Below are 12,525 nucleotides of genomic sequence, written 5' to 3' on the forward strand. Positions count from 1 at the left end.
GAGTCGCCTCCAGGCCCGCGGAGGTTCAGCAGCCGGAGGCGAGGGAGGTCAGGCCCTGGCGAGGCCGCGGATCGGGCTGACCGCCTGCTCGGCCTCGTGGTCGGGACCGAGCGGGATGCCGCTGCGATCGCGGAGCAGCAGCGTGGCGATGAGTCCGATCACGGTCATGCCCGCGAGATACCACGTGACCGACATCGTCGTCCCGGTCGCCTGCACCAGCGCAGTCGCGATGGTCGGGGCGAACGCACCGCCGGCGATCGCGCCGATCGCGTACGAGATCGACACTCCGGAGAAGCGGATGCTGGCGGGGAAGAGCTCGGTGTACAGCGCCGCCTGCGGGCCATACGTGAAGCCGAGTCCGAGGGTGAGGACGGCGAGACCCGCGAACATCAGACCGATGTCGCCGGTGTTGACCAGGGGGAACAGCGCGAACACACCGGCGAGCTGCATCACCCACCCGATGATGTAGGTGGTGCGGCGCCCCAGCTTGTCGCTGACGAAGCCCGCCAGCAGCGTCGAGAGCAGCCAGGTCACCGCCGAGCCGGTGACAGCCCACAGCACCGGTCCGCGCTCGAGAGCGAGCGGGCCGTCCGGGTTCGTGGCGTAGTTCTGGATGTAGCCACCGGTGGTCATGTATCCCACGGCGTTGTTTCCGGCGAAGACGAGCGCCGCGACGATCACGAGCAGCAGGTGCTTGCGGAACAGCTGCACGACCGGCATCCGCGCCTCCTCCTTGCGCTCGGCGAGCTCGGCGAACACGGGGCTCTCCTCGACGTTGCGTCGCACGTAGTAGCCGATGAGGATCAGCACGACGCTGAGCAGGAACGGAATGCGCCAGCCCCAGGCCAGGAACTGCTCGCCCGGAGCGACCGCCGTCATGATCGCCATCACGCCCGAGGCCAGCAGCAGACCGAGCGGGACACCGATCTGGGGCGAGGCGCCGAAGATGCCGCGCTTGGCCTTGGGTGCGTGCTCGACGGCCATCAGCACCGCGCCACCCCACTCGCCTCCCGCCGACAGACCCTGCAGGATGCGCAGCAGCACCAGCAGCAGCGGGGCGGCGATGCCGATCGCGTCGTAGGTGGGCAGCACGCCGATCAGTGCGGTCGCCGCCCCCATCAGGATCAGCGTCCACATCAGCACCACCTTGCGGCCGACCTTGTCGCCGAAGTGCCCGGCGAGGAAGGCGCCGAGCGGACGGAACAGGAAGCTGATGCCCACGGTCGCGAAGCCGATCAGGATGCTGTTCGCGCCCAGCGGCGCGAAGAAGAGCTGGCCGAAGACCAGTCCGACCGCGGTCGCGTAGATGAAGAAGTCGTACCACTCGACGGTGGTTCCGACCACCGTCGCGAACACGACGCGGCGACGATCGGCCGCATTGGCGATCGTGCCGGTGGGGGTGAATCCCTCGGGGGGTCGCGATGCCCGGGAACGGCGGGACTGCTCGTTCATGATGCTCCTTTGACGGCTCTGTCGGGGGGTGGTCTGCAGGAATGCTTGCCACCCGCAGAGGGATCATATACGATTTCGAATACGACGCACAAGGACTCCTCAGAGTCGCCCGTGCACCCGGCAAGGAGGCGCCCTATGACCGAGCTCGCCCGACCAGGCAAGATCATCGCGATCCACCTCAACTACGTCTCCCGTGCCGACCAGCGCGGCCGTCGCCCCGCCGCCCCCTCGTACTTCTTCAAGCCCGCCAGCTCTCTCGCCGCCACCGACGGCGTGGTCGAGCGCCCCGCCGGCACCGAACTGCTCGCCTTCGAGGGCGAGATCGCACTGATCATCGGCACCGCGGCCCGCCGCGTCTCGGTCGACGAGGCGTGGGCGCACGTGGCATCCGTCACCGCGTCGAACGACCTCGGCCTGTACGACCTGCGCGCCAACGACAAGGGCTCGAACGTGCGGTCGAAGGGCGGCGACGGGTACACACCCGTCGGGCCTGAGCTCATCGCCGCCGCATCGGTAGACCCGGCAGCGCTGCGGGTGCGCGCGTGGGTGAACGGCGAACTCGCCCAGGACGACACCACCGCCGGCCTGCTCTTCCCCCTCCCCCAGCTGGTCGCCGACCTCTCGCAGCACTTCACGCTCGAACCGGGCGACATCATCCTCACCGGCACCCCGGCCGGGTCGAGCGTGATCGTGCCCGGCGACGTGGTCGAGGTCGAGGTGGATGCTCCGGATGCCCCCGGCGCCCCGTCGTCAGGGCGGCTGCGCACGACGGTCACGCAGGGTGAGGTCGAATTCGACCCCGCACTCGGCTCGATGCCCGCCGTCGACGACCTCCAGCGCGCCGAGGCATGGGGCTCGCGCGAGCTCGCGGGTCTGCCCGCCGTCGAGCAGCAGAGCGGCCTGTCCCCCGAGCTGCGCGCGAAGCTCGAGGCCGCCCCGACCGCCGGCCTGTCCAGCCAGCTGCGCAAGCGCGGTCTGCGCTCCTGCTTCATCGACGGCCTCTCCGCCAACCTGCCGGGCGCGAAGATCGTCGGCACGGCCAAGACCCTGCGCTTCGTGCCGGCGCGCGAAGACCTCTTCACCAGCCACGGCGGCGGGTACAACGCGCAGAAGCGCGCCTTCGACGCGGTCGACGAGGGCGAGATCATCGTCATCGAGGCCCGAGGCGACGAGACCACCGGCACGCTCGGCGACATCCTCGCGCTGCGCGCGAAGACCCGCGGTGCCGCCGGCGTCGTCACCGACGGCGGAGTCCGCGACTTCGACGCCGTCGCAGAGATCGGCCTCCCGGTCTTCTCGAAGGGCGCGCACCCCTCGGTGCTTGGCCGCAAGCACGTGCCGTGGGAGTTCGACGTCACGATCGGCTGCGGTGGAGCCACCGTGCAGCCCGGCGACGTGATCGTCGGCGATGGCGACGGGGTGATCGTCATCCCCGCGGCTCTCGCCGAGGAGGTCGCCGACGCGGCGCTGGCGCAGGAGGACGAGGATGCCTGGATCGCCGAGCAGGTCGCCGCGGGCAACGCGGTCGACGGGCTGTTCCCGATGAACGCCGAGTGGCGCGCGAAGTACTCCCTTCATCTCGCGTCGCTCGCGCAGGAACCGGCGGAACGATGAGCACCCTCGTGCGGGAGGTCAGCAAGTCCGAGCAGGCCTACACATGGCTGCGCTCGCGGATCGCCTCGCACGCGTACGGGCCCGGCTACCGGCTCGTGCTGAGCGGGATCGCGCGCGAGCTGCAGATGAGCGTCGTGCCGGTGCGCGAGGCCATCCGGCGCCTGGAGGCCGAAGGGTACGTGACCTTCGAGCGCAACGTGGGCGCGTACGTCTCGCTGATCGACGAAGACCAGTACGCGCACACCATGCAGGCTCTGGGCCTGGTCGAGGGCTCCGCGACCGCGCTGTCGGCGCCCCTGCTCGACCACGACGCGCTGGCTCGCGCCGAGCAGATCAACGATCAGATGCGCGCCCTGCTCGACCACTTCGACGCGCACCGCTTCACCCAGCTGAACCAGCAGTTCCACGCGGTGCTGTTCGAGCCGTGCCCCAACCCGCACATCCTCGACCTCGTGCACCGCGGATGGGCCCGGCTCTCGGGCATCCGGGACACCACCTTCGCCTACGTGCCGGGGCGCGCCCGGCACTCGGTCGAAGAGCACGAGCAGATCCTCCAGCTGATCCGCGACGGCGCCGAGCCGCTCGAGATCGAGCTGTCCGCACGAAGCCATCGCTGGCGCACCCGGGACGCGTTCCTGGCTGCCCGGCACTCCCACACCAGCGAAGAAGGACGATGATGACCGACGTCTACACCCCCGCAGACCTCCCCACGAAGATCCAGCACTACATCGACGGCGAATTCGTCGACTCGATCGACGGCGACACGTTCGAGGTGCTCAACCCCGTCACCAACGAGACGTACGTGCGCGCCGCAGCCGGCAAGAAGGCCGACATCGACCGTGCCGTCGCCGCCGCCCGTCGCGCGTTCACCGAGGGCCCGTGGCCGCGCATGCTGCCCCGCGAGCGCTCGCGTGTGCTGCACCGCATCGCCGACATCGTCGAGTCGCGTGACGCGCGCCTCGCTGAGCTCGAGTCGTTCGACTCGGGTCTGCCGATCACGCAGGCGCTCGGCCAGGCCCGCCGCGCCGCCGAGAACTTCCGCTTCTTCGCCGACCTGATCGTCGCTCAGGCCGACGACGCGTTCAAGGTGCCCGGCAAGCAGATGAACTACGTCAACCGCAAGCCGATCGGCGTCGCGGGTCTCATCACGCCGTGGAACACCCCCTTCATGCTCGAGTCGTGGAAGCTCGGCCCCGCACTCGCCACCGGAAACACCGTGGTGCTCAAGCCCGCCGAGTTCACTCCCCTGTCGGCATCGCTGTGGGCGGGGATCTTCGAAGAGGCGGGACTGCCGCAGGGTGTGTTCAACCTCGTCAACGGCCTCGGCGAGGACGCCGGAGACGCACTCGTCAAGCATCCGGACGTGCCGCTCATCTCGTTCACCGGCGAGAGCCGCACCGGCCAGATCATCTTCGGCAACGCGGCTCCGTTCCTGAAGGGCCTGTCGATGGAGCTGGGCGGCAAGAGCCCCGCCGTGGTCTTCGACGACGCCGACCTCGACACCGCGGTGGATGCCTGCGTCTTCGGCGTCTTTTCGCTCAACGGCGAGCGCTGCACCGCGGGCAGCCGCATCCTCGTGCAGCGCGGCGTCTACGACGAGTTCGTCGAGCGCTTCGCCGCGATCGCCCAGCGCGTCAAGGTCGGCCACCCGCACGACCCGACCACGGAGGTCGGCGCCCTGGTGCACCCCGAGCACTACGAGAAGGTCATGAGCTACGTGGAGATCGGCAAGACCGAGGGCCGCCTGATCGCCGGCGGCGGCCGTCCCGAGGGCTTCCCGACCGGCAACTACGTCGCCCCGACCGCGTTCGCCGACGTGGCCCCCGATGCCCGCATCTTCCAGGAGGAGATCTTCGGCCCCGTCGTCGCGATCACGCCCTTCGACACCGAGGAGGAGGCGCTGGCGCTGGCGAACAACACGCGGTACGGACTGGCCGCGTACATCTGGACCAATGACCTCAAGCGCGCCCACAACTTCGCCGGCGCCGTCGAGGCCGGCATGGTGTGGCTGAACTCGAACAACGTGCGTGACCTGCGCACCCCGTTCGGCGGCGTCAAGGCATCCGGGCTCGGGCACGAGGGCGGGTATCGCTCGATCGACTTCTACACCGACCAGCAGAGCGTGCACATCACGCTCGGCGCACCGCACAACCCCGCATTCGGCAAGCAGGACCTGGACGACCCCGACCCCCGCTGACCCGCACCCGCCTCTCGCTCCCGTATGAGTTCGTGCCGCTGCGACGCCGATCAGGCGGCACCAACTCATACCGGAGCGAAGGGCGGTTCCGAAGAAACTCACAGAGCAAGGACGCTGACATGACCGACCACGCAGGCAAGACCCTCACCTCCTCCGGCTTCTACGTGAGCCAGGAGGCGCCGATCCACACCGACGATCCCATCGCGACGCCCGTCGCGAGCCCGCCCGACATCCTCCGCTGCGCCTACATGGAGCTCGTCGTCACCGACCTCGCCGCCTCGCGCGAGTTCTACGTCGACGTGCTCGGCCTGTACGTGACCGAAGAGGACGACAGCGCGATCTACCTCCGCTCGACCGAGGAGTTCATCCACCACAACCTCGTGCTGCGCAAGGGCGAGATCGCAGCCGTCGCGGCGTTCTCGTACCGGGTGCGCACCCCCGAGGACCTCGATCGCGCCGTCGAGTTCTACACCGAGCTCGACTGCGACGTGCGCCGCAACCCGGACGGGTTCGTGAAGGGCATCGGCGACTCGGTGCGCGTGGTCGACCCGCTCGGCTTCCCCTACGAGTTCTTCCACCAGAGCGAGCACGTCGAGCGGATGTCGTGGCGCTACGACCTGCACATCCCCGGCGAGCTCGTGCGCCTCGACCACTTCAACCAGGTCACCCCCGACGTGCCACGCGCCGTGCGCTACATGCAGGACCTCGGCTTCCGCGTCACCGAGGACATCCAGGACGACGAGGGCACCGTCTACGCGGCGTGGATGCGCCGCAAGCCCACGGTGCACGACACCGCGATGACCGGCGGCGACGGCCCGCGCATGCACCACGTGTGCTTCGCGACGCACGAGAAGCACAACATCCTCGCCATCTGCGACAAGCTCGGCGCGCTGCGCCGTTCGGACGCGATCGAGCGCGGCCCGGGTCGCCACGGCGTCAGCAACGCGTTCTACCTTTACCTGCGCGACCCCGACGGCCACCGCGTCGAGGTGTACACCCAGGACTACTACACCGGCGACCCCGACAACCCGGTCGTCACGTGGGACGTGCACGACAACCAGCGCCGCGACTGGTGGGGCAACCCCGTCGTGCCCAGCTGGTACACCGACGCGTCGCTCGTGCTCGACCTCGACGGCAACCCTCAGCCCGTGCGCGCCCGCACCGACTCGAGCGAGATGGCCGTGACCATCGGCGCGGACGGCTTCTCGTACACCCGTCCCGACGAGGGCGACGAGTCCATGCCCCAGTGGAAGCAGGGCGAGTACAAGCTCGGGCACCAGCTGTGACCCTCCCGGCCGAGACGATCGCCGCTCTCGCGGCGGAGCTGGCCGAGGCCGAGCGGACGCGCGGCGTGATGCCGCGCATCACGGCCCGGTACCCGGATGCCACGATCGAGGACTCCTATGCCATCCAGGGCGTCTGGCGCGACTCGCAGGTCGCCGCCGGGCGTCGCCTGGTGGGGCGCAAGATCGGCCTGACCTCGCGCGCCATGCAGCAGGCGACGGGGATCACGGAGCCCGACTACGGCGTGATGTTCGACGACACCGTCTACCCGACCGGGTCGGAGATCCCGTTCGACGACTTCTCGAACGTGCGCATCGAGGTCGAGCTCGCATTCGTGCTGCGCTCGCCCCTCGAGGGGCCGGACTGCACGCTCGACGACGCGCTCGCGGCGATCGACTACGCCGTGCCCGCGCTGGAGGTGCTCAACTCGCACATCGAGCTGGAGGGGCGCACGATCGTCGACACGATCAGCGACAACGCCGCCTACGGCGCGATGGTGCTCGGCGACGTGCACATGCGACCGGACGAGATCGACCTGCGCTGGGTGCCCGGCGTGCTCTCGAAGAACGGTCAGATCGAGGAGACCGGTGTCGCCGCCGGCGTGCTCGGGCATCCCGCCACCGGCGTGGCGTGGCTGGCGAACAAGTTCCACCAGCACGGCGCGCGGCTGGAGGCCGGCGAGATCATCCTGGCAGGATCGTTCACACGGCCGATGTGGGTCGAGCGCGGCGACGAGGTGCTGTGCGACTACCGCGAGATGGGAACGATCGCATGCCGCTTCGTCTAGAGCCCACCTTCCGCGACGCGCTGGCCGCCGCCGATCGTCCGCTGATCGGCATGTGGCTGAGCACCGGAACGGCGCTGAACGCCGAGATCTGCGCGGGGTCGGGCATCGACTGGCTGCTGATCGACATGGAGCACGGTCCGAACACGGTCGTCTCCGTGCAGCAGCAGCTGCAGGTGATCGCCGCGTACCGGGTGCCGACGATCGTGCGGGTGCCGGTGAACGACGCGGTGATCATCAAGCAGGTGCTCGACACGGGTGCGCAGAACCTGCTCGTGCCGATGGTCGGCTCCGCCACAGAGGCGCAGGCCGCGGTCGCGGCCGTCCGCTACCCGCCCGAGGGCGTGCGCGGCGTCGGCTCGGGCCTCGCCCGCAGCGGCCGCTGGGGCCGGGTGGCCGGGTACGTGCCGAACGCATCCGAGACGATCTCGCTGCTCGTGCAGATCGAATCCGCGGATGCCGTGGACGCGGCCGCCGACATCGCCGCGGTCGACGGTGTCGATGGCGTGCTCGTCGGACCCGCCGACCTCGCGGCGTCCATGGGCCTTCCCGGTCAGCAGTCGCACCCCGACGTGCTCGCGGCCGTGNNCACGGCCGCGGGCAAGAAGGTCGGCGTGAACGCGTTCGATCCGGCCGGCGCCGACTCGTACCTCGCCGCAGGCGCGCACTTCCTGTCGGCGAGCGCCGATGTGACCATCCTCGCCCGAGGCGCGGAGGCGCTCGCGGCGCGCTTCATCCCGGCCTCCGGAGCCGACGAGACCGACACCTACTGACGTCCCGGTGCCAGGATGGACGGGTGCAGGACCCGAGGATGCCGTCGTGAGCCGCGGGCTCGCGGCGATGGCCGACCGCAACTTCCGCTGGTTCTTCCTCGCCAGGGCCATCACGATGGTGGCCGGGGCGATGTCGTCGATCGCCCTGGCCTTCGCCGTACTCGAGATCGACAACGACCCGTTCAGCCTGTCGCTCGTGCTGACCGCGTTCACAGTCGCCAACGTCGTCTTCCTGCTGTTCGGCGGGGTGGTCGCCGACCGTCTTCCCCGCGCGCTGGTGATCCAGGTCTGCTACGTGCTCGACATCCTCTCGATCGGCACGATCGCGGTGCTGCTGTTCACCGGCACCGCGAGCATCCCCGCGGTCGCCGCACTCGCGGCGGTGAACGGCGCGTCGACGGCGTTCGTCATGCCGGCCATGCAGGGCATCATCCCGCAGCTGACCAGTGCCGAGAATCTGCAGCAGGCCAATGCCATGCTCTCGTTCGTGCGTTCGGCCGTCACGATCGGCGGCCCGGTGATCGCCGGGATCCTGGTGACCACGGTCGGCCCCGCCTGGGCGATGATCGTGCAGATGGCGGGCTGGCTTCTCGCCATCCCGATCCTCGCCATGGTCCGGCTGCCTCCGCCGGCCGGCGACGGCGGCTTCTCGCTGTTCGCCGATCTGCGCGAGGGCTGGTCGGAGTTCTGGAGCCGCTCGTGGCTGGTCGTCGTCGTGCTCGCGTTCATGATCATGAACGCCATCCACGTCGGCGCGTGGGGCGTCGTCGGCCCCTACATCGCGAAGAACGACGAGCGCCTGGGCATCGCCGGGTGGGGCTGGGTGGTCAGCGCGGAGGGTCTCGGCGTGCTGCTGATGACGCTGGTGCTGATGTGGTTCCCGCTGAGGCGGCCGCTGCGCTTCGGGATGCTGGGGATGAGCCTGTTCGCGATCCCGCTGACCATGCTCGGGCTGCACCCCGCGGTGGTGATCGTGGCGATCGCCGCGTTCCTCGCCGGCGCCGGTGCGGAGGTCTTCAGCACCGGGTGGAACGTCGCGATGATGGAGAACATCCCGCTCGACAAGCTCAGCCGCGTCTCGAGCTACGACATGCTCGGCAGCTTCGTCGTCATGCCGATCGGCACGCTCGTGTACGGCTGGCTGATCACGCACGCCGCCCCCGCGACCGTGCTGATCACCTCGGGCATCCTGTACGCCGCGATCGCCCTCGCGACGGTCATGGTGCCGAGCGTGTGGCGGATGGGCCGCACCGAGGCGGCGACCGCGCGGGACTGATCCAGGCGACGACGTGACCATAGCCACCTTTCAGAAGACGCGTCGGCGGGTCATAGCATCCGCCGCCAGACTGGAAGCATGAGCTTCGAGACGCTTCGCGCGCTGGCCGACCGCGCCGCCCTGTTCACCGCCCTCCGTCAGGATCAGCTCGCCGCCGCGACCTCGTCGCTGGGCGAGCACCGCTGGGATGCCGATCTGGCCACGGGCACGTTCGCGTTCACCGCGCACGACGACCTCGCCCGCACCCTCGAGGCGGTGCCGCACCTGCTCGTCTCCATCGCGCCCGGTCCGCGCTCGCTGATGTGGTCGTGGGCGCTGCCGCAGGGCGACCGCAGCGGCATCACCGACGCGCTGCGTGTGTACGGCGAGCAGCACGGCATCACCGAGCTGACCCGGGGCGAGCAGGCGTTCCCCGACGACGTCGGCGATGACGTGGACGCGTGGATCGTCGACATCGCGGACGTGATCGGCGCGGCCGCCGTCGAGATCACGGGCCGCTCGCCGTACTACTCCGCGCCGTTCGGCGGCGGGTCCAGGGCGGTGCTGCTGCTCGATGTGCCGCTGCCCCCGCTCTCCGTCGCCGCCGCGGTCGCCGCCCTCCCCCGCGTGCTGAGCGACCTCGAGCTGAGCGATCCGCGCTCGTCGGTGTGGGATCTCGCGCGCCTGGCCGGGTGGCGGCTGGAGTGGGCCGACGAGGCGTTCTCGGCGGCCGAGGTCACCGACGCCACGGGGTCTGCGACCTTCGACTTCGACGAGTACGCGCGCATCACCGGCATCCGCGGTCGGCTCTCGGCGACAGCCTGACCTGCCTCCCGCATCGGACAGCCGGCCGGCCTCCGGCACCAGACGGCCCCACCCGCCTCCGGCGCCGCACCGCCTGATCAGCCGGCGGCGCGCTCCGCTGCCTCGACGACGTTCGTCATGAGCAGGGCGACGGTCATCGGGCCGACGCCGCCGGGGTTCGGCGAGACGAAGCCGGCGACCTCAGCGACATCCGGGTGCACGTCGCCGTAGACGCGGGACTTCCCCGTCTCTGGGTCGTCCTCGCGGGTGACGCCCACATCGAGCACCGCGGCCCCCGGCTTCACGTCTTCCGCCCTGATGAGGTGCTTGACCCCGGCACCGGCGACGATCACGTCGGCCTGACGCAGGTACGGCGACATGTCGGGAGTGCCGGTGTGCACCTGGGTGACCGTGGCGTTGACGGCGCGGCGGGTGAGCAGCAGCCCCATCGGACGGCCGATCGTCACCCCGCGGCCGACCACGACCACGTGCTTGCCGTTCAGGTCGTAGTCGTTGCGCAGCAGCAGCTCGATCACGCCGCGCGGCGTGCACGGCAGCGGCGTGTGGATGGGGCCGTTGACGTTGAGCACGAGCCGCCCGAGGTTGGTCGGGTGCAGTCCGTCGGCATCCTTCGCCGGGTCGATGCGCTCGAGGATCGCATCGGTGTCGAGGTGCTTCGGCAGCGGCAGCTGCACGATGTACCCGTGGCAGTCGGGATCGGCGTTCAGCTCGTCGATCAGAGCCTCGACGTCGGCCTGCGTGGCATCCGCCGGCAGCTCGCGCTGGATCGAGTTCATCCCGATCGCCTCGGACTGCTTGTGCTTCATGTCGACGTACAGCTGCGACGCCGGATCGGCGCCGACCAGCACCGTCGCGATGCCGGGCACGATGCCGCGCTCGCGCAGCGCCGCGACGCGCTCGGCCAGCTCGGTCTTGATGGCGGCGGCGGCCGCCTTCCCGTCGAGGATCTTCGCGGTCATGACCGCTCCCTTCATCGAGAGACCACATTCCGCGTGAGACACCGCGTCGCAACGGGTGTCTCACGCGCGACGTGGTTTCTCACGCGTGTTCGTGCGGCTTACTGCTGCAGGTCGGGGTACAGCGGGAAGCCGGCGGCGAGCGCGTCCACGCGGGCGCGCAGCGCCTCGACGTCGGCGCCGGGCTGCAGCGCCAGCGCGATCACGTCGGCGACCTCGGTGAACTCGGCGTCGCCGAAGCCGCGGGTCGCGAGCGCGGGGGTGCCGATCCGCAGACCCGAGGTGACCATCGGCGGGCGGGGGTCGTTGGGCACCGCGTTGCGGTTCACCGTGATGTGGATCTCGTGCAGCAGGTCTTCGGCCTGCTTGCCGTCGATCTCGGCGTCACGCAGGTCGACGAGCACGAGGTGCACGTCGGTGCCGCCCGAGCGCACGGCGATGCCGGCGTCCTTCACGTCCTGCTGCGAGAGGCGCTCGGCGATGATCGCCGCACCGCGCAGCACGCGCTCCTGGCGCTCCTTGAACTCCGGAGTGCCGGCGATCTTGAACGCGGTCGCCTTCGCCGCGATCACGTGCATGAGCGGGCCGCCCTGCTGACCGGGGAACACGGCGGAGTTGATCTTCTTCGCGATGTCGGCGTCGTTGGTGAGGATGAAGCCCGAGCGGGGGCCGCCGATGGTCTTGTGCACGGTCGACGAGACCACGTGCGCGTGCGGCACGGGGTTCGGGTGCAGGCCCGCGGCGACGAGGCCGGCGAAGTGCGCCATGTCGACCCACAGCAGAGCGCCGACCTCGTCGGCGATCGCGCGGAACGCGGCGAAGTCGAGGGTGCGCGGGTAGGCCGACCAGCCGGCGATGATGACCTTCGGCTTGTGCTCGAGGGCGAGGCGACGCACCTCGTCCATGTCGATCGTCGAGGTCTCGGGGTTCACGCCGTAGGCGACGATGTCGTACAGCCGGCCCGAGAAGTTGATCTTCATGCCGTGCGTCAGGTGGCCGCCCTGGTCGAGCGAGAGGCCGAGCAGCGTGTCGCCGGGGCGCGCGATGGCGTGCAGCACGGCGGCGTTGGCCGTGGCTCCGGAGTGCGGCTGCACGTTGGCGAACTCGGCGCCGAACAGCTCCTTGGCGCGGGCGATCGCGAGCTCCTCCGCGACATCGACCTCTTCGCAGCCGCCGTAGTAGCGGCGCCCGGGGTAGCCCTCGGCGTACTTGTTGGTGAGCACCGAGCCCTGCGACTGCAGCACCGAGACGGGCACGAAGTTCTCGGACGCGATCATCTCGAGGAAGGTCTGCTGACGCTTCAGCTCGCGATCGAGGACCTCGGCGATCTCGGGGTCGACCTCGGCGAGCGGGGCGTTGAAGTAGCGGTCGGTCATGACGGTCTC

At 69.9% G+C, this 12,525-nt stretch carries 11 protein-coding genes and 1 pseudogene; 9 read left to right on the plus strand and 3 right to left on the minus strand.

Going from position 1 to position 12,525, the window contains the following annotated elements:
- Positions 1-48 precede the first annotated feature (48 nt).
- Entirely contained in the window at positions 49-1,452 is a 1,404-nt protein-coding gene (locus BFN01_RS08330; protein WP_071643513.1) for an MFS transporter, read from the minus strand.
- Between the two features lie 135 nt (positions 1,453-1,587).
- Between BFN01_RS08330 and BFN01_RS08335 the strand changes: the two genes are divergently transcribed.
- The 9 genes and pseudogenes from BFN01_RS08335 to BFN01_RS08370 all read left to right on the plus strand — a co-directional run bounded on the left by BFN01_RS08335 (position 1,588) and on the right by BFN01_RS08370 (position 10,184).
- Positions 1,588-3,066: a fumarylacetoacetate hydrolase family protein gene (locus BFN01_RS08335; protein ID WP_071643514.1), complete on the plus strand. Its 1,479-nt coding sequence runs from the start codon at positions 1,588-1,590 to the stop codon at positions 3,064-3,066.
- Positions 3,063-3,743 (plus strand): GntR family transcriptional regulator, encoded by a 681-nt coding sequence (locus BFN01_RS08340; RefSeq protein WP_071643515.1) that lies wholly within the window; start codon positions 3,063-3,065, stop codon positions 3,741-3,743. The genes BFN01_RS08335 and BFN01_RS08340 overlap by 4 nt, the downstream gene beginning before the upstream one ends.
- Positions 3,743-5,263, plus strand: a complete 1,521-nt coding sequence (gene hpaE / locus BFN01_RS08345) for a 5-carboxymethyl-2-hydroxymuconate semialdehyde dehydrogenase (protein WP_071643516.1) — start codon at positions 3,743-3,745, stop codon at positions 5,261-5,263. Before BFN01_RS08340 ends, hpaE begins: the two co-directional genes overlap by 1 nt.
- A gap of 119 nt (positions 5,264-5,382) precedes the next feature.
- Positions 5,383-6,549: a 3,4-dihydroxyphenylacetate 2,3-dioxygenase gene (gene hpaD / locus BFN01_RS08350; protein WP_071643517.1), complete on the plus strand. Its 1,167-nt coding sequence runs from the start codon at positions 5,383-5,385 to the stop codon at positions 6,547-6,549.
- A complete protein-coding gene (locus BFN01_RS08355) occupies positions 6,546-7,334 on the plus strand; it encodes a fumarylacetoacetate hydrolase family protein (protein WP_071643518.1) in 789 nt (262 codons plus the stop codon). The genes hpaD and BFN01_RS08355 overlap by 4 nt, the downstream gene beginning before the upstream one ends.
- Positions 7,319-7,918, plus strand: a 600-nt coding sequence (locus BFN01_RS08360; protein ID WP_256221085.1) for an HpcH/HpaI aldolase/citrate lyase family protein, incomplete at its 3' end; no start/stop codon positions are given. The genes BFN01_RS08355 and BFN01_RS08360, both read left to right, overlap by 16 nt.
- 2 nt (positions 7,919-7,920) lie before the next feature.
- Positions 7,921-8,104, plus strand: a pseudogene (locus BFN01_RS15825) (2-dehydro-3-deoxyglucarate aldolase); the annotation flags it as partial.
- A 46-nt stretch (positions 8,105-8,150) separates the two neighbouring features.
- Entirely contained in the window at positions 8,151-9,380 is a 1,230-nt protein-coding gene (locus tag BFN01_RS08365) for an MFS transporter (RefSeq protein ID WP_083428727.1), read from the plus strand.
- 78 nt (positions 9,381-9,458) lie between these two features.
- Positions 9,459-10,184: a DUF6882 domain-containing protein gene (locus BFN01_RS08370; RefSeq protein ID WP_071643520.1), complete on the plus strand. Its 726-nt coding sequence runs from the start codon at positions 9,459-9,461 to the stop codon at positions 10,182-10,184.
- Positions 10,185-10,261: 77 nt separating this feature from the next.
- On the opposite strand, the gene BFN01_RS08375 is transcribed toward BFN01_RS08370, so the two are convergent.
- The gene (locus BFN01_RS08375) at positions 10,262-11,143 is read right to left on the minus strand and encodes a bifunctional methylenetetrahydrofolate dehydrogenase/methenyltetrahydrofolate cyclohydrolase (RefSeq protein WP_071643544.1); all 882 of its coding nucleotides are present in this window, start codon (positions 11,141-11,143) and stop codon (positions 10,262-10,264) included.
- A 98-nt stretch (positions 11,144-11,241) separates the two neighbouring features.
- Complete coding sequence (gene glyA, locus BFN01_RS08380) at positions 11,242-12,516, minus strand: serine hydroxymethyltransferase (RefSeq protein ID WP_071643521.1); 1,275 nt, start codon at positions 12,514-12,516, stop codon at positions 11,242-11,244.
- Between the last annotated feature and the right edge of the window lie 9 nt (positions 12,517-12,525).

This window comes from Microbacterium sp. AR7-10, assembly GCF_001878835.1.
Classification (GTDB): Bacteria; Actinomycetota; Actinomycetes; order Actinomycetales; family Microbacteriaceae; genus Microbacterium; species Microbacterium commune.

Coding starts and splice junctions, on each gene's coding strand:
- BFN01_RS08330 (WP_071643513.1), bottom strand. CDS start 1,452: ATGAACGAGCAGTCCCGCCGTTCCCGGGCATCGCGACCCCCCGAGGGA.
- BFN01_RS08335 (WP_071643514.1), top strand. CDS start 1,588: ATGACCGAGCTCGCCCGACCAGGCAAGATCATCGCGATCCACCTCAAC.
- BFN01_RS08340 (WP_071643515.1), top strand. CDS start 3,063: ATGAGCACCCTCGTGCGGGAGGTCAGCAAGTCCGAGCAGGCCTACACA.
- hpaE (WP_071643516.1), top strand. CDS start 3,743: ATGACCGACGTCTACACCCCCGCAGACCTCCCCACGAAGATCCAGCAC.
- hpaD (WP_071643517.1), top strand. CDS start 5,383: ATGACCGACCACGCAGGCAAGACCCTCACCTCCTCCGGCTTCTACGTG.
- BFN01_RS08370 (WP_071643520.1), top strand. CDS start 9,459: ATGAGCTTCGAGACGCTTCGCGCGCTGGCCGACCGCGCCGCCCTGTTC.
- BFN01_RS08375 (WP_071643544.1), bottom strand. CDS start 11,143: ATGACCGCGAAGATCCTCGACGGGAAGGCGGCCGCCGCCGCCATCAAG.
- glyA (WP_071643521.1), bottom strand. CDS start 12,516: ATGACCGACCGCTACTTCAACGCCCCGCTCGCCGAGGTCGACCCCGAG.